Below are 23,191 nucleotides of genomic sequence, written 5' to 3'. Positions count from 1 at the left end.
GGGCTGGCGCCAGGGCGGCGCTCAATCAAGACTGTTGCCTTCATGGGGTTTGCGGTGGGTTGGATGCCCTGCACGTGCGGCCCGGCTACCGTGAGTCGGCCGGCCGATATCGTTTGTTTCAAGCGCTCGCCGGGGCCAGGCGCCAGGCTCTGGAGTACCCTGCGCCTATGCAACAGCAGTCCATCAACCCCGCCACACCACCCACATCATGACCACACCCATTCCCGCCACGCTGATCCCCGGCGACGGCATCGGCCCCGAGATCGTTGACGCCACCCTGGCCGCACTTGATGCGCTGAAGGCGCCGTTCGAGTGGGACCGGCAGATAGCCGGCCTGGGCGGCGTGCAGGCCCATGGCGACCCGCTGCCGCAGGCCACGCTGGACAGCATCCGCCGCACGCGGCTGGCGCTGAAGGGCCCGCTGGAGACGCCCTCGGGCGGCGGCTACCGCTCATCGAATGTGCGCCTGCGCGAGGAGTTCCAGCTCTACGCCAATGTGCGGCCGGCCCGCACCATCATTCCGGGCGGCCGCTTCGACAACATCGACCTGCTCGTGGTGCGCGAGAACCTCGAAGGCCTCTACATCGGCCATGAGCACTATGTGCCCATCGACGGCGACCCCCACGCGGTGGCCATGGCCACCGGCGTCAACACCCGCCAGGGCAGCCGCCGCCTGCTGGAGTACGCCTTCGAGCTGGCGATTGCCACCGGCCGCAAGAAGGTGACCATCGTCCACAAGGCCAACATCATGAAGGCCCTGACCGGTCTGTTCCTGGAGACCGGCGAGGAGCTGTGGGCGCGCAAGTACAAGGACCGCATCGCGCTGGACACCGTCATCATCGACGCGTGCGCGATGAAGCTGGTGCTCAACCCCTGGCAGTTCGACGTGCTGGTGACGACCAATCTGTTCGGCGACATCCTGTCGGACCTGGTGGCCGGTCTGGTCGGCGGCCTGGGCATGGCGCCGGGCGCGAACATCGGCGCGGACGCGGCGATCTTCGAGGCCGTGCATGGCTCCGCCCCCGACATCGCCGGCAAGGGCATCGCCAATCCGACGGCCCTGCTGCTGGCCGCGGCGATGATGCTGGACCACTGCAAGCTGACCGACGAAGCGACGCGGCTGCGCCAGGCCATTGACGCGACCTTGAACATCGACAAGGTGCGCACCGGCGACCTGGGCGGCAGCGCCAGCACGGCCGCCTATGCGCAGGCCCTGGTGAGCCGTATCAAGAACGGCTGACCGACAGCCGACCAGCCGCGCCGGCCCAGGGTTTGCCCGGGGTCTCACGCGCCCTCAGATTTGTATGATGACCCGATGAATTCAGTTTCTCGGGTCACTTCTTCATGAGCGCACTGATGTCGGTCGGCCCGCGCCTACAGGCCAGCCGCCTGTCGGACCGCCTGGCCGCGCTGCTGGCCGAGCAGGTGCAGGCAGGCAGTCTGGCGCCCGGCGACCGGCTGCCCACCGAGCAGCAGCTGGCCGAGCTGCACGGCGTGTCGCGCACCGTGGTGCGCGAGGCCGTGCACCAGCTGAAGTCGCAGGGGCTGCTGATCTCGCGCCAGGGCTCGGGCGTCTATGTCGCGCCGCCGGCCACCAACAAGCCGCTGGCCTTTGACCCAGAGGTGCTGGAGTCGGTGCAGGCGGTGGCCCAGATCGTCGAGGTGCGCCGGGCGCTGGAGGGCGAGATCGCCGCGCTGGCGGCCGAACGCGGCAACGCCAAGCAGGTGACGGCCATCAGGCGCGCCGAGAAGGCGCTGGAGGCGGCCGTGACCGCCGGGCGCGATGGCGTCGATGAAGACCTGGCCCTGCACCGCGCCATTGCCGAGGCCTCGGGCAATCCGCAGTTCGGCCGGCTCCTGGGCTTTCTGGAGCAGTACCTGCGCGAGGCCATGCGCGTGACGCGCGGCAACGAGGCCCGCCACCAGGGCTTTGCCGCCGCGGTGCGCGAGGAGCATCACGCCATCGTCGAGGCCATCGCCGCCCGCGACGCCGCCACCGCCCGGCGTGCGGCCAGCAATCACATGGTGCAGGCGGCGCGGCGGCTCGAGATGGCAGGCGTGCTGACCACGCCTGCCGCTGCAAAGGACAAACAGAAATGACAACGAACAAGACGCTGGGCGTCGTCGGTCTCGGCTCGATGGGCTATGGCGCGGCCGTCTCCGCATTGAAGCGCGGCGTGCCGACCTGGGGCCTGGACACCCGGGCCGAGGCGCGCGAGCGCTTCGTCGCCGACGGTGGCCGCAGCACCGCCTCGCTGGCGGAGCTGGGCGCGAACTGCGATGTGGTCGTCGTGCTGGTGGTCAATGCCGCGCAGACCGAGGACGTGCTGTTTGGCGAGGGCGGACTGGCCGCCACGCTGAAGCCTGGCTCGGTGATCGTCACCTCGGCCACCGTCGATCCGACCCTGCCGCCGCTGTGGGAGGCCCGTTTGGCCGAGCGCGGCCTGTGGCTGATCGACGGCCCGGTCTCGGGCGGCGCCAAGAAGGCCGCCGAGGGCCAGATGACGGTGATGGCCTCCGGAAAGCCCGAGGCCTTTGCCGCGGCCGGCGCGCTGCTCGATGCGATCGCCGGCAAGGTCTACCGGCTCGGCGACAAGGCCGGCGTCGGCTCGACGGTGAAGATGGTCAACCAGCACCTGGCCGGCGTACACATCGCCGCCGCCTGCGAGGGCATGGCCCTGGGCATGCGCGCCGGGGCGGACCCGGATCAGCTCTACGAGGTGATCTGCAACTCGGCCGGCATGAGCTGGATGTTCCAGAACCGCGTGCCCCACATCCTGGCCGGCGACTACACGCCGCTGTCGGCGGTGAACATCTTCATCAAGGACCTGGGCATCGTGCTCGACGCCGCGCGCAAGCTGCAGTTTCCGCTGCCGTTGGCCGCGCAGGCGCACCAGCTGTATCTGGCCACCGCCGCTGCCGGCCATGGCGGCGAGGACGACTCGGCGGTGATCAAGTTCTATGCGCAGCTGGCCGGGCTGGAATTGCCGAAGGCTGCCGCATGAGCATCATCCTCGGCGTAATCGCGGACGACTTCACCGGCGCCACCGACGTGGCCAGCATGCTGGTGCGGGCCGGCATGCGCACGGTGCAGGTGATTGGCGTGCCGGCGGCAGATGCCGCGCTGCCCGATGCCGACGCCGTGGTCGTGGCGCTGAAGTCGCGCACCACGCCGGCCGATCAGGCGGTGGCCGAATCGCTGGCCGCCTTGCGCTGGCTGCAGCAGGCCGGCGCGCGCCAGTTCTATTTCAAGTACTGCTCGACCTTCGACTCGACGCCGGCCGGCAATATCGGCCCGGTGGCCGAGGCGCTGATGGCCGCACTGGGCGCCGATTTCGCGATTGCCTGCCCGGCCTTCCCGGAGAACGGCCGCACGGTGTTCCGCGGTCATCTGTTCGTCGGCGACCAGCTGCTCAGCGACTCCGGCATGCGCAGCCATCCGCTGACGCCGATGCTTGATGCCAATCTGGTGACCGTGCTGCAGGCCCAGGCCGAGGGCCCGGTGGGCCTGCTGCGCTACGACACGCTGGCCCGGGGATTGCAGGCCACGCGCGAGCGCATCGCCGCGCTGCGCGCCGAGGGCGTGCGTCTGGCCGTGGCCGATGCCGTCAACAACGATGACCTGCGCGTGCTGGCCCAGGCCTGCGCCGACCTGCCGCTGATCACCGCCGGCTCCGGCGTGGCGCTGGGCCTGCCCGAGGTTTACGCCGCGCGCGGCTGGCTGCGGCCCGATGCGCAGGCGGCCCAGCTGCCCTCGATCGGTGGCAAGGCGGCGGTGCTGTCGGGCTCCTGCTCGACGGCGACGAATGCCCAGGTGCAGCAATGGCTGGAGGCGGGCAAGCCGGGCTTCCGCGTCGATGCGCTGGCGCTGGCCGAGGGCATCGATGTCGCCGCGGCCGCGTTGGCATGGGCCGCTCAGCAGCAAGAGCCGGTGCTGATCTACGCCACCGCCGCGCCGCAGCAGGTGCAGGCCGTGCAGGCGGCGCTGGGTGTGGAGCGTGCCGGCCAATTGGTCGAGCACTGCCTGGCCCGGGTCGCGCAGGGCCTGGTCGAGGGTGGTGTGCGCCGGCTGGTGGTGGCCGGTGGCGAGACCTCGGGCGCGGTGGTACAGGCGCTGGGCGTGCAGTCGCTGCGCATCGGTGCGCCGATTGACCCCGGCGTGCCCTGGACGCAAGCCCAGGGACGACAACTGCTGCTGGCCCTGAAGTCCGGCAACTTCGGCGGCATCGATTTCTTCGCCAAGGCGCTGGGGCAGGTGGCGTGATGGACTTCGAGCACAGCACCCTGCGCATCGAGATCTGCCGCGTCGGCCGCTCGCTGTTCGAGCGCGGCTATGTGCATGCCACGGCCGGCAATATCAGCGTGCGTCTGGCAGAGGGCGAAGGCTTTCTGATCACGCCCACCGACGCCTGCCTCGGATTCCTGAGGCCCGAGGATCTGGCCCATGTGGCACCTGACGGGCGCCAGCTGGCCGGCGCCAAGGCCAGCAAGACACTGGCCCTGCACAGGCGCATCTACGAGGCCGAGCCAACGGCCCACTGCGTGATCCACACCCACAGCACCCATCTGGTGGCGCTGACCTTGGCCGGTGTCTGGACCGAACACGACATCGTGCCACCGATCACGCCCTACTACGTGATGAAGGTCGGCCATGTGCCCTTGATTCGCTACCACCGGCCCGGCGACCCGGCCGCGGCCGAAGCGGTGGCCGCGGCCATTCTGCGCGGTCAGCGCAGCGGCACACCGCTGCGGGCGGTGATGCTGGACCGGCTGGGCCCCAATGTCTGGCATGAGTCGCCGGCCAGCGCGATGGCCGTGCTGGAAGAGCTGGAAGAGACGGCCAGGTTGTGGCTGATGACGAAGCCGGCGCCGCTCAGCGACGCCCAGATCAATGAGTTGCGCAGCCAGTTCGGCGCGCGCTGGTAAGGAAGAAGGAAGACACCGCATGCCCCGTTTCGCCGCCAACCTGACGATGATGTACACGGAGCATGGCTTCCTCGACCGCTTTGCCGCGGCGGCTGCCGATGGCTTCCGCGCGGTCGAGTACCTGTTCCCCTATGCCTTCGGCAAGGCCGAGCTGACCCAGCGCCTGGCCGACAACGGCCTGCGCCAGGTGCTGTTCAACGCCCCGCCCGGCGACTTCGAGGCCGGCGAGCGCGGCATCGCCTGCCTGCCCGGCCGCGAGGACGAATTCCGCCGTGGCTTCCTGGAGCTGGCCCTGCCCTATGCCGAGGCGCTGGCATGCCCGCGCATCCACCTGATGGCCGGCCTGGTGCCGGCAGGCGTCGACCGTGCCGCCCTGCGTGCCACCTATCTGGAGAACCTCGCCTGGGCCGCCCGGCAGGCCGCCAGCGCCGGCCGGGAGGTGCTGATCGAGCCCATCAACACGCGCGACATACCGGGCTTCTTCCTGAACCGCCAGGACGAGGCCCATGCCATCGTCGCCGAGGTCGGCGCGCCGAATCTGAAGGTGCAGATGGATCTGTACCACTGCCAGATCGTCGAAGGCGATCTGGCGATGAAGCTGCGCCGGTACCTGCCCGGCGGCAACGTCGGCCACATCCAGATCGCCGGTGTGCCCGAGCGGCATGAACCCGATCTCGGCGAGATCAACCACCCCTATCTGTTCGCGCTGCTCGACGAGCTGGGCTACCAGGGCCATATCGGCTGCGAATACAGGCCACGCGCAGGCACATCAGAAGGCCTGGCCTGGTTCGCCCCCTACAAGGATTCCCAATCATGAAGCTGCTGATCACCGGCGGGGCCGGCTTTCTGGGTGCGCGGCTCGCGCGCACGCTGCTGGCACGGGGCCAGCTGAACGGCCGCAAGGTCAACACGCTGGTGCTGGCCGATCTGTTCCCGCCGCCCGCCGATCTGATGGCCGATGCCCGTGTGCAGGCCCGCACCGGCGCGCTGCTTGACCAATGCGCGGCGCTGGGCGCCGAAGGCTTTGACGGCGTGTTTCACCTGGCCTCGGCCGTGTCGGCCGAATGCGAGCTGGACTTTGAGCTCGGCCTGCGCTCCAACCTCGACACCACCCGCGCACTGCTCGATGCGCTGCGGGCCCACACCCAGCAGGGCGCGGCAGCGCCGCGCTTCGTGTTCGCCAGCTCGGTGGCCGTTTTTGGTTCAGACCCGGCCCTGCCGTTGCCGGCGGTGGTGCAGGACGACACGCTGCCGACGCCGCAGTCGTCTTACGGCGTGCACAAATTCATCTGCGAGCAGCTGGTGTCCGACTACACGCGCAAGGGCTTCATTGATGGCCGCACGGCGCGGCTGATGACGGTATCGGTGCGGCCGGGCCGGCCCAATGGTGCGGCCTCGGGCTTTCTGTCCGGCATCATCCGCGAACCCTTGGCCGGGCTGGACGCCGTCTGCCCGGTCGCCCCCGAGACGCGCATCGCGCTGGCCTCGCCGGCACGCACGATCGAAGGCCTGATCGCCGTGATCGAGGCCAGCCGTGAGGACTTCGGCGGCCGCACCGCACTGAACCTGCCGGCCCTGACCGTCAGCGTGCAGCAGATGCTGGACGCGCTGGCCGCCGTGGCCGGCCCCGAGGCCGTGGCGCGCGTGCGCTTCGAGCCCGACGCCGGTGTTGCACGCATGGTCGGCGGCTGGCCGGCACGCTTCGAGTCGGCCCGGCGCGAGCGCCTGGGCCTGCGGCCCGACACCGACTTCAAGAGCATCGTGCTGCAGTATGTGCAGGACAACCCGGCCGCAGTGACGATCCCGCTGCGCGTCTGAATACTTTCCCAACCCATCCACCAAAACCTAGAGACGGAGACAAGCATGACCACGACATTCAAGACCACCCTGATCACCGCCGCGCTGTGCGCACTGGCCGGCACCGCCGCCGCGCAGACCGTGCTGAAGATCGGCTATGCCACCAGCAAGGAATCGCATTACGGCGTGGGCTCCACGGTGTTCTGCGACGAGATGGAGAAGGGCACGCAAGGCCGTTACAAGTGCCAGCAGTTCCCGGCCTCGGCGCTGGGCGGCGAGCGCGAGCAGATCGAGGCGGTGCAATTGGGCACGCAGGACCTGACCAATACCTCGACCGGCCCGCTGGGTAACTTCGTGCCAGAGACGCGCATCGTCGACATCCCCTTCCTGTTCCGTGACTACGCCCATGCCCGCCACACGATGGACGGCCCCATCGGCCAGGACCTGCTGAAGAAGCTGCAGGGCAAGGGCCTGATCGGCCTGGCGTGGACGGAGAACGGCTTCCGCCACATGACCAACAGCAAGCGGGCCATCATGACCGCCAGCGATGCCTCGGGCCTGAAACTGCGCACGATGGAGAACAAGGTGCATATGGAGGGCTACAAGACCTTCGGCCTGCTGCCCACGCCGATGCCCTTCCCGGAGCTGTTCACCGCCTTGCAGCAGGGCACGGTCGATGGCCAGGAGAACCCGATCCCGGTGATCCTGGCCTCGAAGTTCTCCCAGGTGCAGAAGCATCTGTCGCTGACCGGGCACGTCTATTCGCCCGCGGTGATACTGCTCTCGCCCGCGGTCTGGGCCAAGCTGTCCGAGGCCGACAAGAAGGCCTTCGTTGATGCCGCGCAGAAGGGTGGCGCGGCCCAGCGCAAGAAGGTCAATGACGACGAGGCCAATGGCATCGCCCAGCTGAAGAAGGACGGCATGCAGGTGATCGAGAAGGTGGACGGCGAGAGCTTCCGCAAGGCCGTGGCCCCGGCCTATGCCAACTTCGCCAAGGAATTCGGCGCCGACAAGATCGCTGCCATCCAAGCCGTCAAGTAAGTCCGTGCAAACCTGCCGGGCGGCGCTCACTCGCGCCGGCCCGGCCTGACCGGGAGGCGCCATGCGCACTCTTCTGCTGGCGATCGACCGCCATCTGAGCAATTTCGCCCTCAACGCCGCCTGCGTGCTGCTGGCCGTGATCAGCGTGCTGGGCATGTGGCAGGTGGTGACCCGCTTCGTGCTGTCGCAACCGTCGACCTGGACCGAGGAGTCGATGCGGCGCCTCTTGATCTGGTGCGTGATGCTGGGCGTGGTGGTGGCCTTCCGGCGCGGGGCGCTGGTTTCGGTGGATCTGATGCTGCGCATGACCAAGGGCGTCTTCCACCAGGCGGTGCGCTGGGTGATCACGCTGAGCTCCCTGGCCTTTCTGAGCGTGCTTCTGTGGTACGGCATCAACCTGGCCTGGCGCGTGCGCTTCCAGACTTTTGCCAGCATGGAGCTGTCGATGGGTTGGGCCTATGCCGCCCTGCCGGTGGGTGCGGCGCTGGCCCTCGTGGCCGTGATCGCACAGCACATCGACCCGATGAATGAAGAGCTGGAAAACGCTCAGTAAACCAGCCCGGAAGCGACCCACACCATGTCATTCACCCTGCTCATCACGATGCTGCTGGCCTTTGCCTTCAGCATCTCCATCGCCGTCTCGATTGGCGGCTCCGCCATGCTGGGCCTGGCCTTCTTCGACCCCGAACGCCTGGTGCTCGCGCCCAAGGAGATGTTCACCGCGATCGACAAGTTTCCGCTCGCCGCCGTGCCCTTCTTCATACTGGCCGGCAATCTGATGGAAACCGGCGGCATCTCGCGCCGGCTGGTTGAGTTTGCCAAGTCGCTGGTCGGCGGCGTGCAGGGCGGGCTACCAATGACCTGCGTGCTGACCTGCATGATCTTCGCGGCGGTGTCGGGCTCTTCGGTAGCCACCACCTTCGCGATCGGCTCTATCCTGATCCCGGCACTGATCAAGCACGGCTACCCGCGCGAATACGCGGCAGCGCTGCAGGCCACCTCGGCTGAGCTGGGGGTGATCATCCCGCCGTCGATTCCGATGATTCTGTTCGGCGTGTCGGCCGAGGTCTCGATCGGCGAGCTGTTCATCGCCGGCTTCGGCCCGGGCCTGCTGATCGGCGGCGTGCTGATGCTGTTTGTGCACCTGTACTGCCGCTGGAAGGGCTGGGGCAAGCAGGACGGTGACGGCCGCCTGAGCGTGGGCACCGCCACCTACAAGGCCGGCTTTGCGCTGCTGATGCCGGTGATCATCCTGGGCGGCATCTACGGCGGCATCTTCACGCCCACCGAGGCCTCGGTCGTGGCGGTGTTCTATGCGCTGATCGTGGGCTTGTTCATCCACCGTGAGCTGACGTTCAAGGACCTGATACCGGTGTTCCGCAAGTCGGTGATCTCCAGCGCGGTGATCATGTTCATCATCGCCAACGCCGGCCTGTTTGCCTTCCTGATCACCCGCGCCGGCGTGCCCGAGGCGCTGGGGGCCTGGCTGACCGAAGTGCTGCAATCGCCGATGTGGTTCCTGCTGGGCGTGAACGCGGCGCTGTTCGTGATCGGCATGTTCATCGAGACCTCGGCGGCCATCATCGTGCTGGCCCCGATTCTGGTGCCGGTGGCACGGCACTTCGGTGTGGACCCGGTGCACTTCGGCACCATCATGGTCGTCAATCTGGCGCTGGGCATGATCACGCCGCCGTTCGGCGTCAATCTGTTCGCCGCCTGCACGGTGGCCAAGATCTCGCTGGACCGCATCGTCAAGTACCTGCTGCCCTTTGTGCTGGTGATCATCGGCTGCCTGATGCTGATCACCTACATCCCGCAAATCAGCCTGGCGCTGCGCGATCTGGTCTATGCGCCGGCGGTGGTGGCGCCGGTGCCGATGCCGTCTATCGCCCCGCAATGATTGCGGTGAATCAAGGGTTTACGCTGTATATCGTGTGATGTACTCATTATACCATTAGACCAACAGACGCCGAGGAATTGGAGTCTGACCCCATTTTCTGGTCTGGAGGTTTTGATGAGTGCAACGATTGCGCTGTTTGGCGCTGGCGGCAAGATGGGCGTGCGGCTGGCCCGCAACCTGGTCGGGTCGGCCTACAAGGTCCGGCATGTGGAGCCGGGCGCGGTGGGCCGGCAGCGGCTGCAGGACGAGTTGGGCCTGGCCTGCGTCTCGGCCGAGGCAGCGCTGGACGGCGCCGACGTGGTGATACTGGCCGTGCCGGACACCTTGATCGGCAAGCTGTCGCGCGAGATTGCGCCGTTGCTGCGGCCGGGCACCATGGTGATGACCCTGGATGCCGCGGCGCCGTTCGCCGGCCATCTGCCGGAGCGGCCCGATCTGGTCTATTTCGTCGCCCACCCCTGCCACCCGCCGATCTTCAATGACGAGACCACGCCCGAGGCGCGGCGTGACTTCTTCGGCGGCGGCCATGCCAAGCAGTCGGTGGTCAGCGCGCTGATGCAGGGCACGGATGCGGACTTCGCACTCGGCGAGGACATCGCCAAGACGATCTACGCGCCCATCCTGCGCTCCTACCGGCTGACCGTCGATCAGATGGCGCTCTTGGAGCCCGGCCTGTCCGAGACCGTCTGCGCCACCTTGCTGGACGTGATGCGCGAGGCCATGGACGAGGTCGTGGCGCGCGGCGTGCCGGCCGAGGCCGCCCGCGACTTCCTGCTGGGCCATATGACCATACTCGCCGCGGTGATCTTCAAGGAGATCCCGGGCCAGTTCTCCGACGCCTGCAACAAGGCCATCACCTTCGGCAAGCCGCGGCTGATGCGCGAGGACTGGAAGCAGGTGTTCGACCGCGAAGAAATCGCCGAGAGCATCCGCCGCATCACCTGACCCCTGTTCCGCCAAAGCCCAGCCGACACCGAAGCGGCGGGCGAGCCCTTTCATTCCATCCTGGAGACACCATGACGCTACGCCCGACCCTTCTCGTTGCCGCCGCCCTCGCCCTGAGCCTGGGCAACGCCTCGGCCCAGACCGTGCTGAAGATCGGCTACACGCCGGCCAAGGACTCGCACTACTGGGTCGGCTCGGTCACCTTCTGCGACGAGGTCGAGAAGAACACCCAGGGCCGCTACAAGTGCCAGCAGTTCCCCAATTCGGCACTCGGTGGCGAACGCGAGCAGATCGAGGCGGTGCAGCTGGGCACGCAGGACCTGGTCAACGCCTCGACCGGCGCCCTGGGCAACTTCGTGCCCGAGACCAAGATCGTGGATATCCCCTTCCTGTTCCGCGACTACGACCATGCGCGCCACACGATGGACGGCCCCATCGGCCAGGACCTGCTCAAGAAGATGGCCGCCAAAGGCCTGATCGGCCTGGCCTGGACGGAGAACGGCTTCCGCCACATGACCAACAACAAGCGCCCCATCATGACGGCCAGCGACGCCTCCGGGCTCAAGCTGCGCACGATGGAGAACAAGGTCCATATGGACGGCTACAAGACCTTCGGTCTGCTGCCCACGCCGATGGCCTTTCCGGAGCTGTTCACAGCGTTGCAGCAGGGCACCGTCGATGGCCAGGAGAACCCGATTCCGGTCATCCTGTCGGCCAAGTTCGCCCAGGTGCAGAAGTACCTCTCGCTGACCGGGCACGTCTATTCGCCGGCGGTGATCATCATGTCGCCCAATGTCTGGAACAAGCTGTCGGACGCCGACAAAAAGGTCTTCGTCGAGGCCGCGCAAAAGGGTGGCATCGCACAGCGCAAGAAGGTCAACGAGGACGAGGCCAATGGCATCGCCCAGCTGCGCAAGGACGGCATGCAGGTCATAGAAAAGGTGGACGGCGAGAGCTTCCGCAAGGCCGTGGTGCCCGCCTATGCCCAGTTTGCCAAGGAGTTCGGAGCGGACAAAATAGCCGCCATCCAGGCTGTCCGTTGAAGGAATCGATATGAAGACCTTGGCCCCGCAACAAAACCTGATTGCCGGCGAGCGCTACGCCGCCGCCAGCGGCGCGACGATTGAGGTACTCGACCCGTCCGACGGCCAGGTCTTCACCACCCTGCCGCGCAGCGATGCCCGCGATGTGGACGCCGCCGTGCAGGCGGCGCGCGCCGCCTTCCACGGCGCCTGGGGCCGGCAGACGGCGACCGAGCGCGGGCGCATCCTGTCGCGCCTCTCGGCCCTGATCCTGCAGCACCACGACGAGCTGGCCGAGCTGGAATGCGGCGACACCGGCAAGCCGATGCAGCAGGCCCGCGCCGACATCACCGCCTGCGCCCGCTACTTCGAGTACTACGGCGGCGCGGCCGACAAGCTGCATGGCGAGACCATTCCCTACGCCCAGGGCAGCACGGTGATCGCCATGCGCGTGCCGCACGGCGTGACCGGCCACATCATTCCGTGGAACTATCCGGCGCAGATCTTCGGCCGTTCGGTCGGCGGCGCGCTGGCCGCCGGCAATGCCTGCGTCGTCAAGCCGGCCGAGGACGCCTGCCTGACGCCGCTGCGCATCGCCGCACTGGCGCTCGAAGCGGGCCTGCCACCGGGCGCGCTGAACATCGTCTGCGGGCTCGGCATCGAGGCCGGTGCTGCATTGGCGGCCCACACCGGCATCAGCCACATCTCGTTCACAGGCTCGCCGCAGACCGGCACGGCCGTGGCCCAGGCCGCCGCCGTCAACCATGTGCCGGTGACCCTGGAGCTGGGCGGCAAGTCGCCGCAGATCCTGTTCGCCGACGCCGATCTGGACAAGGCGATACCGGTGGTCGTCAACGCCATCGTGCAAAACGCCGGCCAGACCTGCGCCGCCGGCAGCCGCGTGCTGATCGCCCGCAGCATCTATGCCGATGTGATGGGCCGGCTGAAGGCCCGCTTCGAGGCGCTGAACACCGGCGCCGGCATCGCCAATCTCGACTGCGGCCCGCTGATCAACCGCCGCCAGCTGAACCGTGTGGCCTCGATGATTGAGGCAGCCACCAGCGATGGCATTCGCGTCGCCGCCCGCGCCAAGCTGGCTGCCGACGCACCGGCCGGCGGCTTCTTCTTCCCGCCGATGCTGCTGGACGCCGTGCCGGCCCAGCACCCGGTCGCCCAGGGCGAGGTCTTCGGCCCGGTGCTGGCGGCCTTCGCGTTCGATACCGAAGACGAGGCCATCGAGCTGGCCAACGGCACGCCGTTCGGCCTCACCGCCGCGGTCTGGACCCGCGACGGCGCGCTGCAGCTGCGCGCCGCCCAGCGCATCGAGGCCGGTCAGGTCTTCATCAACAACTACGGCGCCGGCGGCGGCATCGAGCTGCCCTTCGGCGGCATGAAGCATTCGGGCTATGGCCGCGAGAAGGCCTTCGAGGGCCTGCGCAGCTTCACCACGATCAAGACCATTGCGATTCAGCACGGATAAGGAAACCCCGATGAGCGACAAGAAATTGCAGGACCGCGTGGCCATCGTCACCGGCGGTGGCAGCGGCTTCGGCGAGGGCATTGCCAAGCTGTTTGCCGAGCTGGGCGCCAAGGTCGTCGTCGCCGACTGGCGCATGGACGCCGCCGAGCGCGTGGCGGCCGAGATCGAGGCCGCCGGCGGCAAGGCGATTCCGGTGCACGCCGACGTGACCAAGAACGAGTCGGTGGGCGCGATGGTGGCCGCCACCGTCAAGCACTACGGCCGGCTGGACATACTGATCAACAACGCCGGCACGACGCACAAGAACCAGTCGATGCTGGAGGTCGATGAGGCGACGTTCGACCGCGTCTATGCAACCAATGTGAAGAGCATCTATCTGGGCGCGATCCATGCCGTGCCGCTGTTCAAGCAGCAGCGCAGCGGCGTCATCATCAATATCGCCTCGACCGCCGGCCTGCGACCGCGGCCGGGCCTGAGCTGGTATGCCGGCACCAAGGGCGCGGCCATCACCCTGACCAAGGGCATGGCCATCGAGCTGGCGCCGGACGGCATACGCGTCTGCGCGATCAACCCGGTAATGAGCCCTACCGGCCTGATCCAGGACTTCCTGCCCGGCGAAGACAGCGCGGAAACCCGCGCCAAGATCATCGCGACGATTCCGATGGGCAGGATGTCGACGCCGCTGGACATTGCCAAGGCGACCGCCTTCCTGGCCAGCGACGACGCCGAGTTCATCACCGGCGTGGCCTTGGAGGTCGATGGTGGCCGTTGCATCTGAACGCATCCACGCCAGCTACTGGCTCGAAACCGGTGACGACCCGGCGCACGCCGCCGAGGTCATCGCCGGCGAGCAATCCAGCGGCACGTTCCTGAAGCTGGCCAACGAGACGCCGGAGTTGAAAGAGCGCTCAGGCGCTCGCGTCGAACGGCTGGAGGTGATCGATACAAGCACTGCACCCAGCCTGCCCGGCGGCATGGCCGGCAGCACCTACACCCGCTGCCAGCTGGAGCTGTCCTGGCCGCTGGAGAACCTGGGGCCCTCGCTGACCAATTTGATGGCCACGGTCGCCGGCAATCTGTTCGAGCTGCGCCAGGTCAGCGGCTTGCGCATCACCGATCTGAAGCTGCCACCGGCCTTTGCTGCGGCCTATCCCGGCCCGGCCTTCGGCATCACTGGCACGCGGCGTTTGTCCGGCGTGGCCCAGGGCCCGCTGATCGGCACCATCATCAAGCCCAGCGTCGGCCTGAGCCCCGAACAGACGGCCGAGCAGGTGCGGCTCTTGATTGACGGCGGCATCGACTTCATCAAGGACGACGAACTGCAGGCCGATGGCCCGCACTGCCCCTTCGACGAGCGGGTGCGCGCGGTGATGCGCGTCGTCAACGACGGCGCTGAAGCGCTGGGCCGCAAGCCCATGGTCGCCTTCAACATCACCGGCGACCTGGACCAGATGCGGCACCGCCATGATCTGGTGCTGGAGCTGGGCGGTACCTGCGTGATGGCCAGCCTGAACGCGATCGGCCTGGTCGGCCTGATCGAACTGCGCCGGCACTCGAGCCTGCCCATCCACGGCCACCGCGCCGGCTGGGGTTGGTTGAGCCGCTGCCCGGCCCTGGGCTGGGACTACGGCCCCTGGCAGCAGATCCAGCGGCTGGCCGGTGCCGACCATCTGCACGTCAACGGCCTGGCCAACAAGTTCAGCGAGCCCGACGACAGCGTGATCGCCGCCGCACGGGCGGTGCTCAAGCCGATGTTCGATGGCGCTCCAATGGCCGCGATGCCGGTGTTCAGCTCCGGCCAGACCGGCAAGCAGGCGCCCGGCACCTTCGCCGCCCTGGGCACGGCCGACCTGATACACGCGGCCGGCGGCGGCATCTTCGGCCATCCGGGCGGCGTGGCCGCGGGCGTGACCGCCTTCCGCCAGGCCTGGGACGCGGCGATGGCGGGCACACCGTTGCAAGACCACGCGGTCAAACACGCCGAGCTACGCCAGGCCTTGGAGTTCTGGTGATGACAGCGCCCGCCGCCGCCTGGCCCGAGGGGCTCTTGCTCAGCTACTACGGCGACGACTTCACCGGTTCCACCGATGTGATGGAGGCCTTCACCGCCGCCGGTGTGCCAACGATGCTGTTTCTGCGCCCGCCCACGCCGCAGGACCTGGCCCGCTTTCCGGGCCTGCGCTGCGTCGGCCTGGCAGGCACCTCGCGCGGCCGCAGCCCCGAGTGGATGGCGGCCGAGCTGCCGGCCGCGTTCACATCGCTGGCGAGCCTCGGCGCGCCGCTGCTGCAATACAAGATCTGCTCGACCTTCGACTCCTCGCCGAGCACCGGCTCGATAGGCTGCGCGATCGCGATGGGCGCGCCCTTGATGGCGGGGAACTGGTCACCGATGGTCGTCGGCGCGCCGCGGCTGAACCGCTTCCAGCTGTTCGGCAATCTGTTCGCGGCCGTCAACGGCGTGGGCCACCGGCTGGACCGCCACCCGACGATGTCGCGCCATCCGGTCACGCCGATGGCAGAGGCCGATCTGCGACTGCATCTGGCCGAACAGACAACGCGCCGCATCGAGCTGATCGACATGCTTCAGCTGCGCGCGGGCCTTGCTGCCGAACGGGTGCAGCAGCTGGCCGGCGACGATGTGCCGGCGCTGCTGATCGACGTGCTCGATGACGAGACGCTGGCGGAGGCCGGCCGGCTGATCTGGGAGCAGCGCGGCAAGGGACTGTTCAGCGCTTCGTCCTCGGGCCTGCAGTACGCGCTGGCCGCGCACTGGCGCAAGCAGGGCCTGGTACCGATGCTGGCCGGATTGCCCAGAGCCAAGCCGGTGGAGCAGATCGCCGTCGTCAGCGGCAGCTGTTCACCGGTCACCGCCACGCAGATCGCCACAGCCGCGCGGCAGGGCTTTGCCGCCGAACGCTTGGATCTGCCCCGCCTGCTGGCCGAACCCGACACCGAGATTGAACGCGCCGTGGCCGCCGCGCTGACAGCTCTTGCCAGAGGCCAAAGCCCGCTGATCTACTCCGCCGCCGGGCCCGACGACCCGGCCGTGACAGGCTTCGACGCCATCGCTGCCGAGGCGGGTCTGAGCCGCGAACAGGCCGCCCGGCGCGTTGGCCAGGGTCTGGCCCAGGTGATGAGACGGCTGCTGGATCGCAGCGCGCTGAAGCGCATCGTCGTCGCCGGCGGCGACAGCTCGGGCGAAGTGGCCAGCGCCCTGGACATCGCCGCGCTGAGCGTGGTGGCCGGTCTTGCGCCCGGCGCGCCGCTGTGCCGGGTCTGGTCCGACCGGCGCGAGCGCGACGGGCTGGAGATCGTGTTGAAGGGCGGCCAGATGGGCAGCCCGGGGTTTTTTGCCGATGCGCGAGCCGGGGCTGTGGTAACTTCCCCGCCGCCATGACGACCACCGAACCGATACACCGCCGCAAGCTGTACCAGGAAGTGCTGGACCGGCTGCTGGAGCGCATCCGCAGCGGCGAGATCGCGCCCGGCGCCCAGCTGCCCTCCGAGCGCGAGCTGATGGAGTTCTACGGCGTCGGCCGGCCGGCCGTGCGCGAGGCGCTGCAGTCGCTGGAGCGCTCGGGCATTGTCGAGATCACCCATGGCGAGCGGGCCCGCGTGCTCTTGCCCAACGCGCAAAGCCTGTTCGATCAGATCGCCGGCAGCGCCCGCCATCTGCTGCGCATGCAGCCCGAGACCCTGGAGCATCTGAAGGAAGCCCGCGTGTTCCTGGAGTGCGGCATGGCCCGCCAGGCCGCCGAGCGCGCCAGTGACGCAGACATCGCCCGGCTGCGCGAGCGCCTGGCCGAGCACCGCGCGTCGATGGCCAATTTGAGCAAATTCCTCGAGCACGATATGGCCTTCCACAGGGAGATCGCGCTGATCAGCGGCAACCCTATCTTCCCGGCCATCGTCGAGTCGCTGTTCATGTGGGCCAGCGAGTACTACCAGCCGCTGGTCCGCGCTCCCGGCGCCGAGGAGCTTACCCTGAGCGAGCATCTGCGCATCGTCGAGGCGATCGCCGCGCGCCAACCCCAGCAGGCCGAGCAGGCGATGCGCGAGCACCTGACCCGGGCCAACGAGTTGTACCGGCAGCTGGCACCGGGCTGAACGGCGAATTCAAAAGCAAGACTCGGGGTGTGCGCGCGCCAGGCCCGGCCTACAGTGGCTCATCGTATCAACCCTCGGCCCTTGATCATGAGCAGCAAGTCTGAACTACGCGCCGCCGCCGTCACGAGCGATCCCCGCTGGGCCGCCATCCGGGCCCGCGCAAGCGAAGCCGACGGTCAGTTCTTCTACTCGGTGCGCACGACCGGCGTCTATTGCCGTCCCAGCTGCGCGGCCCGCCCGGCGCGGCCCGAGAACCTGGCCTTCCACGCCACGGCGGCCGAGGCCGAGCAGGCCGGCTTTCGGGCCTGCAAGCGCTGCCGGCCCAACGAGGCGCCGCTGGCCGACCAGCTGGCGGCCAAGATCACCGCGCTGTGCCGCTACATCGAGGCGGCCGAGCAGCCACCGACGCTGGACGAGCTGGCGCTTCACGCCGGCATCAGCCCCTACCACCTGCACCGGCTGTTCAAGGCCGCGACCGGCCTCACGCCCAAGGCTTATGCCAATGCCCACCGCACGCAGCGCGTGCAGCAGCAGCTGAAGAACACCGGTGCCACCGTCACCGAGGCGATCTACGGCGCCGGCTACAACTCGGGCGCCCGCTTCTACGAAAGCGCCGATGATGTGCTGGGCATGACGCCCACCGCCTACCGCGCCGGCGGTGCGCAGACCGAGATCCGCTTCGCCATCGGCCAATGCTCGCTGGGTGCCATCCTGGTGGCGCGCAGCGAGCGCGGCGTCTGCGCCATCCTGCTCGGCGACGATCCCGATGCGCTGGCCCGCGATCTGCAGGATCGGTTCCCGCAGGCGCAGCTGATCGGCGGCGACGCGGGCTTCGAGCAATGGATGGCCCAGGTGGTCGGCTTTGTCGATGCGCCGGGGCTGGGCCTCAACCTGCCGCTGGATCTGCGCGGCACCGCCTTCCAGCAGCGCGTCTGGCAGGCCTTGCGGGCGATACCGCCGGGCCACACGGCCAGCTACACCGAGATCGCCAAACGCATCGGTGCGCCGACCTCGGCCCGCGCGGTGGCGCAAGCCTGCGGCGCCAATGCGCTGGCGGTGGCCATTCCCTGCCACCGCGTCGTGCGCAGCGACGGCGGCCTGTCGGGCTACCGCTGGGGCGTCGAGCGCAAGCGGGCCTTGCTGGACCGCGAGGCGTTGGCATGAGCCTGGACATCTCCGCCCGATTGAGCGCGATCGATTGGCAGCAGACCGGCGACGAACTTGGCGCAGAAGGGCATGCGCTGCTGCCCGGCCTGATCACCACCAGCGAGTGCGCGCAGCTGGCCGCCATGTACGGCAACGAGTCGCTGTTCCGCAGCCGCGTCGTGATGGCTCGTCACGGCTTCGGACAGGGCGAGTACCAGTACTTCCACTATCCGCTGCCGGACCTGATCGCCCAGCTGCGCGAGGCGCTCTACCCGCGGCTGGTGACCATCGCCAACCACTGGCATGCGCTGATGGGACTGGACACGCGCTTCCCGGCCACGCACCAGGCCTTCATCGAGCGATGCCATGCGGCCGGCCAGCAGCGACCGACACCGCTGCTCCTGCGCTACGGCCCTGGCGACTACAACTGCCTGCACCAGGATCTGTACGGCGACGAGGTGTTCCCGCTGCAGGTGGTCCTGCTGCTGTCCGAGCCCGGCCGCGACTTCGACGGCGGCGAGTTCGTGATGACCGAGCAGAGGCCGCGCATGCAGTCGCGCCCCATGGTGCTGCCGCTGCGCCAGGGCGATGCGGCGGTGATAGCAGTCCACCACCGCCCGGTGCAGGGCACACGCGGCAGCTACCGAGTGAACCTGCGCCACGGCGTGAGCCGGATTCGATCGGGCTCACGCTTCACAGCCGGCATCGTCTTTCACGACGCCACATGAACTCAGGCCGGCTGCTTCGCCGGCCTCGCCGCAAACTTCCACGGCGCATAGGCCTCCTCCGGCCCGGTGGCCAGGGTCGAGGGCTGGACGCGCGGGCCGCCGCCGTAGAACTGCCGGAACGTCATCAGCAGGGGCTGCCACTTGTCGGCATCGATGCGGTGCGAGTCGGGGGCCTGCAGGATGGTCTCCTCGACGTGCGCACGCAGGATGCGCAGCTCGAAGCTCAGTGTCGGCACGGCCACGCGCGGGTCGCGGGCGCCAAAGGGTCGCACCTCCTGCACCACCGCCTCCAGCTGCACCTGGCACTCACGCACGCGCGGGGCGCGCACGTCGAGCGACGGGTCGGCGTTCAGGCCGGCCACGCCGAACTTGTCCTTTTCGTGCTCATAGCCCAGAAAGGTCTTGTGCAGGGGCAGCGGCGACGAGCCGCTCAGCAGGGCCAGGCGGTTGACGGCCGGGGCCAGGCCTACCGAGGCCAGATTGAGCACGCATTCGCGCTCGCGCTGCAGGTTCTCGCTGGTCTTGGAGCTGGCGTCCAGCCCCAGCATGCAGCTCCAGCCCAGCCACCAGGCGCTGGACATCGGCGACAGATTGGCGGAGCCGTCTTCGTTCAAGGTGCTGATCAGCACCACCGGCGTGCCCCAGTAGTGGATGGCGGGTTCTATGGTCTTGTGCACGGCGGGGCTCCCTCGAAACTGGCTGTTGTGGAAGCGCCAGTGTGCTCACCGGCAGTCGCCCCATCACCCCGTTTCTTGCTCTGCCAGCCGGCACGTCCCCACCTACACCGCGCAGTAACGCTCCTGAATCTCCCTGTCGGCCAGCAGCTCCTCGCCGCTGCCGGTGTGCACGACCTGGCCCTGGTCCAGGATGTAGGCTCGGTCGGAGATGCGCAGCGCCCGCTCGACGTTTTGCTCGACCAGCAGAATGGTCGTGCCGGCCTGCTTCATCCGGGTGAACAGATGGAACATCTCGTCGACCAGCAGCGGCATGATGCCCTCGGACGGCTCGTCGAGCAGAATCATCTTGGGCCGGGCCATCATCGCGCGGGCAATCGCCAGCATCTGCTGCTCGCCACCGGACATCGAGGTCGCGTCCTGGTTCAGGCGCTCCTTCAGCCGGGGGAAGGTGGCTGCAATCTCCTCGATCATCGCCGCCATCTCGTGACGGTTCCTGCTGGCGGTGATGCCCAGTTGCAGGTTCTCGCGCACGGTCAGTCCGGCAACGATGCGCCGCTCCTCCGGCACATAGGCCAGGCCGGCGTGAAAGCGGGTGTGCGCCGCATCGGCCAGCATCTCGCTGCCATTGAACTGTGCGCTGCCGCTGCGCTTGGACACCAGGCCCATCAGGGTGCGCAAGGTGGTGGTCTTGCCGGCGCCGTTGCGGCCCATCAGCGTGACGATTTCGCCGGTCCCGACTTCGAACGACACATCCTGCACCACATGGCTGCGGTCATACCAGGCGTTGAGCCCTTGTACCTTCAACATCGGCTCAACCCTCACCCAAGTAGACACGCCGCACTTCGACGTTGTTGCGGATCTGCTCCGGCGAGCCCTCGGCCAGGAACTCGCCGTGGTGCAGCACGATCAGCCGCTCGCACAGCCCCATCACCAGCTTCATCTTGTGCTCCACCAGCACCAGGGTGCGCTCGGCCGCCAGCTGCCGAATCAGGCCCATCATCACGCCCGTTTCCTCGGGCGACATGCCGGCCGTCGGTTCGTCCATCAGCAGCAGCACCGGGTCGCTGGCCAGGGCCATGGCGATCTCCAAGGCACGCTGCTGGCCGTGGGCCAGGTCGGCGGCGGTCTTGTCGCGCAGATGAGCCAGGCCGACCCGCTCCAGCAGCGCGTCAGCCTTGTCGATCAGCGCGCGCAGGCTGGCCCGCGGGCGCAGCAGCTGGAAGCGCGTCTCGCGCATCTGCGCGGCCACCCGCACGTTCTCGTGGGCCGACAGCTGCTTGAATACATTGGTGATCTGAAAACTCTTGGCAATGCCGATGCGCGCGAACTCATGCTGGGCCAGGCCGGTGATGTCCTTGCCCTGGAAGCGCACGCGGCCCGAGCTGGGCGGGAAGGCCCCGCTCAGCACATTGAAGAAGGTGCTCTTGCCGGCGCCGTTGGGGCCGATGATGGCCGTCAGCCTGCCGGGCTCGAAGGCCACGCTGACCTTGTTCAGCGCGACGAAGTTGCCGAAGCGCTGGCTGACGTTCTCGACTTCGAGAATCGGTTGGACGCTCATGCCGCGCCCTCCTTCGCCAGACCCTGGCGCTTGAGCCAGTGCATGGCCGAGCCCCAGACGCCGCGCGGGAAGAACAGCACGAAGACCATGAAGATCACACCGACCGCCGCCATCCAGTGCTTGGTGAAGCTGGTGGCCACGTCTTCGAGATAGAGGAAGGCCGCCGCGCCGACAAAGGGCCCGAAGAAGGTGCCCATGCCGCCCAGCAGGCACATCATCACCGCCTGGCCCGACTGCAGATAGTGCAGGGAGTCGATGGGCACGATGGACAGATGCAGGGCCCGCAGCGCACCGGCCAGGCCGCACAGCGCGGCCGACAGCACGAACACCAGCAGCTTGGCACGCGCCACGTCATAGCCGCAGGCGGCGGTGCGCTTCTCGTTCTCGCGTATCGCCTCGATCACCGCGCCGAAGGGCGAGCTCAGCACCCGCGACACGAACCACAACGCCGCGGCGACGAAAGCCAGGATCACGTAGTACTTGGTGATCGGGTCGACGAAGTCCAGCTTCCAGCCCAGCAGGTCTATGGTCTCGACGCGGATGCCGCGCAGGCCGTTCTCGCCGCCGGTCCAGCGCTCCGCCTTGTAGAAGGCGTAGTAGACGATCTGGCCCAGGGCCAGCGTGACCATGGAGAAATAGATGCCCCGCGTGCGGATGGCCAGATAGCCCATCACCAGGCCGACCAGGGCCGACGCCGCCACGCCGGCGGCGATGGCCGCCCACCAGGGCCAGCCGCCGCTGACGATGGCAATGCCGCACAGATAGCTGCCCACGCCCAGAAAGGCCGCATGGCCGAAGGACAGCATGCCGGTGTAGCCGAACAGCAGGTTGAAGCCCACCGCGTACAGACCGAAGATCAAGATGTTGATGGCCAGCGCCTCGTAGGGCATGACCAGCGGAAACACCAGCAGGCAGGCGATCACCGCGGCCACGCGGTGGCGGGCGATCAGATTCAAGGCTTTGCTCAGTTCCATCAGCTCATCAACCCCGCTTTGCCGAAGAAGCCCTGGGGCTTGATCAGCAACACCACCGCCATCAGCACGAAGATAGACAGCTCGGCCAGGTCCGGCGCGAACAGCGAGGTCATGCTGAACACCACGCCCACCAGCAGGCCGGCCACCACCGCGCCGGGCAAGGAGCCCATGCCGCCGACGACGGTGACGACAAAGGACTCGGCCAGCACCGAGATGCCCATCTCGGGATTGACCGCCCGTGTCGGCGCGGCCAGCACACCGGACAGCCCTGCGATGGCCGTGCCGATGCCGAACACCAGCAGCCAGACGCGCGAGATGTCTATGCCCAGCACGCGCACGATCTCGGGGTCGCGCGAACCGGCACGAATGATCAAGCCGAAGCGCGTCTTCTCGATGAACAGCCACAGGCCTAGCACCACGATGGCGGTGGCGCCGATCAGGAACAGCCGGTACAGCGGGAAGTGGCCGAAGCCCAGGTTCACCGCACCGCGCAGCTCGGGCGGTGTCGAGGTGGCCACGCCCTCGATGCCGAAGGCCACCCGCATCGCCTCGATCATCACGTAGGACAGGCCGAACGTCAGCAGCAGCGGATAGTCAATGCCGCGCCCGTACAGCGGCCGCACCAGAAAGCGCTCGGCCACCAGGCCGATGGCGCCCACGGCCAGCGGCGTCAGCAGCAGGCTGAACCAGAAGTTGCCGGTCAGTCCGAGGAAGTAGACGCCCAGAAACGCGCCGACCATGAAGAAGGCACCGTGGGCGAAGTTCACCACGGTGAGCATGCCGAAGATCAATGACAGGCCCAGCGCCAGGAGCGCGTAGACCGCGCCCAGCGCGATGCCGGTCATCAGCTGCAGGAGCAGCAGCGAGAGGGTGATGTCGCCCATGGTGGT

The 23,191-nt window shown here is 68.1% G+C and carries 24 protein-coding genes; 19 read left to right on the top strand and 5 right to left on the bottom strand.

The window, feature by feature from the left end; genetic code table 11:
* The first annotated feature begins 208 nt into the window (after nucleotides 1-208).
* The 19 genes from DES47_RS08530 to DES47_RS08440 all read left to right on the top strand — a co-directional run bounded on the left by DES47_RS08530 (nucleotide 209) and on the right by DES47_RS08440 (nucleotide 19,092).
* Nucleotides 209-1,240 (top strand): isocitrate/isopropylmalate dehydrogenase family protein, encoded by a 1,032-nt coding sequence (locus DES47_RS08530; protein WP_133700253.1) that lies wholly within the window; start codon nucleotides 209-211, stop codon nucleotides 1,238-1,240.
* Between the two features lie 104 nt (nucleotides 1,241-1,344).
* The gene (locus DES47_RS08525) at nucleotides 1,345-2,100 is read left to right on the top strand and encodes a FadR/GntR family transcriptional regulator (protein WP_243748217.1); all 756 of its coding nucleotides are present in this window, start codon (nucleotides 1,345-1,347) and stop codon (nucleotides 2,098-2,100) included.
* A complete protein-coding gene (gene ltnD / locus DES47_RS08520; protein ID WP_133700252.1) occupies nucleotides 2,097-3,005 on the top strand; it encodes an L-threonate dehydrogenase in 909 nt (302 codons plus the stop codon). Before DES47_RS08525 ends, ltnD begins: the two co-directional genes overlap by 4 nt.
* Nucleotides 3,002-4,264 carry a 3-oxo-tetronate kinase gene (gene otnK, locus DES47_RS08515; RefSeq protein WP_208114939.1) on the top strand — a complete coding sequence of 421 codons (1,263 nt, stop codon included), beginning with the start codon at nucleotides 3,002-3,004 and terminating at the stop codon, nucleotides 4,262-4,264. Before ltnD ends, otnK begins: the two co-directional genes overlap by 4 nt.
* Entirely contained in the window at nucleotides 4,264-4,926 is a 663-nt protein-coding gene (locus DES47_RS08510) for a class II aldolase/adducin family protein (RefSeq protein WP_133700251.1), read from the top strand. The genes otnK and DES47_RS08510 overlap by 1 nt, the downstream gene beginning before the upstream one ends.
* Before the next feature lie 19 nt (nucleotides 4,927-4,945).
* Entirely contained in the window at nucleotides 4,946-5,743 is a 798-nt protein-coding gene (gene otnI / locus DES47_RS08505) for a 2-oxo-tetronate isomerase (RefSeq protein WP_133700250.1), read from the top strand.
* Complete coding sequence (gene denD, locus DES47_RS08500; protein ID WP_133700249.1) at nucleotides 5,740-6,744, top strand: D-erythronate dehydrogenase; 1,005 nt, start codon at nucleotides 5,740-5,742, stop codon at nucleotides 6,742-6,744. The genes otnI and denD overlap by 4 nt, the downstream gene beginning before the upstream one ends.
* A gap of 45 nt (nucleotides 6,745-6,789) precedes the next feature.
* Nucleotides 6,790-7,764: a TRAP transporter substrate-binding protein gene (locus tag DES47_RS08495; protein ID WP_133700248.1), complete on the top strand. Its 975-nt coding sequence runs from the start codon at nucleotides 6,790-6,792 to the stop codon at nucleotides 7,762-7,764.
* Nucleotides 7,765-7,825: 61 nt separating this feature from the next.
* Complete coding sequence (locus DES47_RS08490) at nucleotides 7,826-8,317, top strand: TRAP transporter small permease (RefSeq protein WP_133700247.1); 492 nt, start codon at nucleotides 7,826-7,828, stop codon at nucleotides 8,315-8,317.
* Nucleotides 8,318-8,341: 24 nt separating this feature from the next.
* Nucleotides 8,342-9,664, top strand: a complete 1,323-nt coding sequence (locus tag DES47_RS08485; protein ID WP_133700246.1) for a TRAP transporter large permease — start codon at nucleotides 8,342-8,344, stop codon at nucleotides 9,662-9,664.
* Between the two features lie 114 nt (nucleotides 9,665-9,778).
* Entirely contained in the window at nucleotides 9,779-10,609 is an 831-nt protein-coding gene (locus DES47_RS08480; protein WP_133700245.1) for a phosphogluconate dehydrogenase C-terminal domain-containing protein, read from the top strand.
* Between the two features lie 71 nt (nucleotides 10,610-10,680).
* Nucleotides 10,681-11,652 (top strand): TRAP transporter substrate-binding protein, encoded by a 972-nt coding sequence (locus tag DES47_RS08475; RefSeq protein ID WP_133700244.1) that lies wholly within the window; start codon nucleotides 10,681-10,683, stop codon nucleotides 11,650-11,652.
* A 19-nt stretch (nucleotides 11,653-11,671) separates the two neighbouring features.
* Entirely contained in the window at nucleotides 11,672-13,111 is a 1,440-nt protein-coding gene (locus DES47_RS08470; protein WP_133700785.1) for an aldehyde dehydrogenase family protein, read from the top strand.
* A 10-nt stretch (nucleotides 13,112-13,121) separates the two neighbouring features.
* Nucleotides 13,122-13,889, top strand: a complete 768-nt coding sequence (locus tag DES47_RS08465; RefSeq protein WP_133700243.1) for an SDR family oxidoreductase — start codon at nucleotides 13,122-13,124, stop codon at nucleotides 13,887-13,889.
* Nucleotides 13,870-15,123, top strand: coding sequence for a ribulose-bisphosphate carboxylase large subunit family protein (locus tag DES47_RS08460; protein ID WP_133700242.1), 1,254 nt, complete (start codon nucleotides 13,870-13,872; stop codon nucleotides 15,121-15,123). The genes DES47_RS08465 and DES47_RS08460 overlap by 20 nt, the downstream gene beginning before the upstream one ends.
* The gene (oiaK, locus tag DES47_RS08455) at nucleotides 15,123-16,508 is read left to right on the top strand and encodes a 3-oxo-isoapionate kinase OiaK (RefSeq protein ID WP_133700241.1); all 1,386 of its coding nucleotides are present in this window, start codon (nucleotides 15,123-15,125) and stop codon (nucleotides 16,506-16,508) included. The genes DES47_RS08460 and oiaK overlap by 1 nt, the downstream gene beginning before the upstream one ends.
* Complete coding sequence (locus DES47_RS08450; protein ID WP_133700240.1) at nucleotides 16,505-17,218, top strand: transcriptional regulator NanR; 714 nt, start codon at nucleotides 16,505-16,507, stop codon at nucleotides 17,216-17,218. The genes oiaK and DES47_RS08450 overlap by 4 nt, the downstream gene beginning before the upstream one ends.
* 87 nt (nucleotides 17,219-17,305) lie before the next feature.
* Nucleotides 17,306-18,382, top strand: a complete 1,077-nt coding sequence (gene ada, locus DES47_RS08445; protein ID WP_133700239.1) for a bifunctional DNA-binding transcriptional regulator/O6-methylguanine-DNA methyltransferase Ada — start codon at nucleotides 17,306-17,308, stop codon at nucleotides 18,380-18,382.
* On the top strand, nucleotides 18,379-19,092 hold the full coding sequence (locus tag DES47_RS08440; RefSeq protein WP_133700238.1) for a 2OG-Fe(II) oxygenase: 714 nt from the start codon (nucleotides 18,379-18,381) through the stop codon (nucleotides 19,090-19,092). Before ada ends, DES47_RS08440 begins: the two co-directional genes overlap by 4 nt.
* A 2-nt stretch (nucleotides 19,093-19,094) precedes the next feature.
* Here DES47_RS08440 and DES47_RS08435 read toward each other — a convergent pair whose 3' ends face one another.
* The 5 genes from DES47_RS08435 to DES47_RS08415 all read right to left on the bottom strand — a co-directional run bounded on the left by DES47_RS08435 (nucleotide 19,095) and on the right by DES47_RS08415 (nucleotide 23,185).
* Nucleotides 19,095-19,769, bottom strand: coding sequence for a flavin reductase family protein (locus DES47_RS08435; RefSeq protein WP_133700237.1), 675 nt, complete (start codon nucleotides 19,767-19,769; stop codon nucleotides 19,095-19,097).
* A 102-nt stretch (nucleotides 19,770-19,871) separates the two neighbouring features.
* Nucleotides 19,872-20,576: an ABC transporter ATP-binding protein gene (locus DES47_RS08430; RefSeq protein ID WP_133700236.1), complete on the bottom strand. Its 705-nt coding sequence runs from the start codon at nucleotides 20,574-20,576 to the stop codon at nucleotides 19,872-19,874.
* Nucleotides 20,577-20,580: 4 nt separating this feature from the next.
* Nucleotides 20,581-21,327, bottom strand: a complete 747-nt coding sequence (locus DES47_RS08425; protein WP_133700235.1) for an ABC transporter ATP-binding protein — start codon at nucleotides 21,325-21,327, stop codon at nucleotides 20,581-20,583.
* Nucleotides 21,324-22,301 carry a branched-chain amino acid ABC transporter permease gene (locus DES47_RS08420; RefSeq protein WP_133700234.1) on the bottom strand — a complete coding sequence of 326 codons (978 nt, stop codon included), beginning with the start codon at nucleotides 22,299-22,301 and terminating at the stop codon, nucleotides 21,324-21,326. Before DES47_RS08420 ends, DES47_RS08425 begins: the two co-directional genes overlap by 4 nt.
* Nucleotides 22,301-23,185, bottom strand: a complete 885-nt coding sequence (locus DES47_RS08415) for a branched-chain amino acid ABC transporter permease (RefSeq protein ID WP_133700233.1) — start codon at nucleotides 23,183-23,185, stop codon at nucleotides 22,301-22,303. Before DES47_RS08415 ends, DES47_RS08420 begins: the two co-directional genes overlap by 1 nt.
* Nucleotides 23,186-23,191: the final 6 nt, after the last annotated feature.

The organism is Roseateles toxinivorans, from assembly GCF_004362525.1.
Lineage (GTDB): Bacteria > Pseudomonadota > Gammaproteobacteria > Burkholderiales > Burkholderiaceae_C > Paucibacter > Paucibacter toxinivorans.
The sequence above is the reverse complement of the archived record's forward strand: the minus strand, read 5'-3'. Positions and strand labels throughout refer to the sequence as shown.

Bases quoted from the DNA above. Each gene is read 5' to 3' on its own strand.
- DES47_RS08530 (WP_133700253.1), top strand. From the start codon at position 209: ATGACCACACCCATTCCCGCCACGCTGATCCCCGGCGACGGCATCGGC.
- DES47_RS08525 (WP_243748217.1), top strand. From the start codon at position 1,345: ATGAGCGCACTGATGTCGGTCGGCCCGCGCCTACAGGCCAGCCGCCTG.
- ltnD (WP_133700252.1), top strand. From the start codon at position 2,097: ATGACAACGAACAAGACGCTGGGCGTCGTCGGTCTCGGCTCGATGGGC.
- otnK (WP_208114939.1), top strand. From the start codon at position 3,002: ATGAGCATCATCCTCGGCGTAATCGCGGACGACTTCACCGGCGCCACC.
- DES47_RS08510 (WP_133700251.1), top strand. From the start codon at position 4,264: ATGGACTTCGAGCACAGCACCCTGCGCATCGAGATCTGCCGCGTCGGC.
- otnI (WP_133700250.1), top strand. From the start codon at position 4,946: ATGCCCCGTTTCGCCGCCAACCTGACGATGATGTACACGGAGCATGGC.
- denD (WP_133700249.1), top strand. From the start codon at position 5,740: ATGAAGCTGCTGATCACCGGCGGGGCCGGCTTTCTGGGTGCGCGGCTC.
- DES47_RS08495 (WP_133700248.1), top strand. From the start codon at position 6,790: ATGACCACGACATTCAAGACCACCCTGATCACCGCCGCGCTGTGCGCA.
- DES47_RS08490 (WP_133700247.1), top strand. From the start codon at position 7,826: ATGCGCACTCTTCTGCTGGCGATCGACCGCCATCTGAGCAATTTCGCC.
- DES47_RS08485 (WP_133700246.1), top strand. From the start codon at position 8,342: ATGTCATTCACCCTGCTCATCACGATGCTGCTGGCCTTTGCCTTCAGC.
- DES47_RS08480 (WP_133700245.1), top strand. From the start codon at position 9,779: ATGAGTGCAACGATTGCGCTGTTTGGCGCTGGCGGCAAGATGGGCGTG.
- DES47_RS08475 (WP_133700244.1), top strand. From the start codon at position 10,681: ATGACGCTACGCCCGACCCTTCTCGTTGCCGCCGCCCTCGCCCTGAGC.
- DES47_RS08465 (WP_133700243.1), top strand. From the start codon at position 13,122: ATGAGCGACAAGAAATTGCAGGACCGCGTGGCCATCGTCACCGGCGGT.
- DES47_RS08460 (WP_133700242.1), top strand. From the start codon at position 13,870: ATGGTGGCCGTTGCATCTGAACGCATCCACGCCAGCTACTGGCTCGAA.
- oiaK (WP_133700241.1), top strand. From the start codon at position 15,123: ATGACAGCGCCCGCCGCCGCCTGGCCCGAGGGGCTCTTGCTCAGCTAC.
- DES47_RS08450 (WP_133700240.1), top strand. From the start codon at position 16,505: ATGACGACCACCGAACCGATACACCGCCGCAAGCTGTACCAGGAAGTG.
- ada (WP_133700239.1), top strand. From the start codon at position 17,306: ATGAGCAGCAAGTCTGAACTACGCGCCGCCGCCGTCACGAGCGATCCC.
- DES47_RS08440 (WP_133700238.1), top strand. From the start codon at position 18,379: ATGAGCCTGGACATCTCCGCCCGATTGAGCGCGATCGATTGGCAGCAG.
- DES47_RS08430 (WP_133700236.1), bottom strand. From the start codon at position 20,576: ATGTTGAAGGTACAAGGGCTCAACGCCTGGTATGACCGCAGCCATGTG.
- DES47_RS08425 (WP_133700235.1), bottom strand. From the start codon at position 21,327: ATGAGCGTCCAACCGATTCTCGAAGTCGAGAACGTCAGCCAGCGCTTC.
- DES47_RS08420 (WP_133700234.1), bottom strand. From the start codon at position 22,301: ATGGAACTGAGCAAAGCCTTGAATCTGATCGCCCGCCACCGCGTGGCC.
- DES47_RS08415 (WP_133700233.1), bottom strand. From the start codon at position 23,185: ATGGGCGACATCACCCTCTCGCTGCTGCTCCTGCAGCTGATGACCGGC.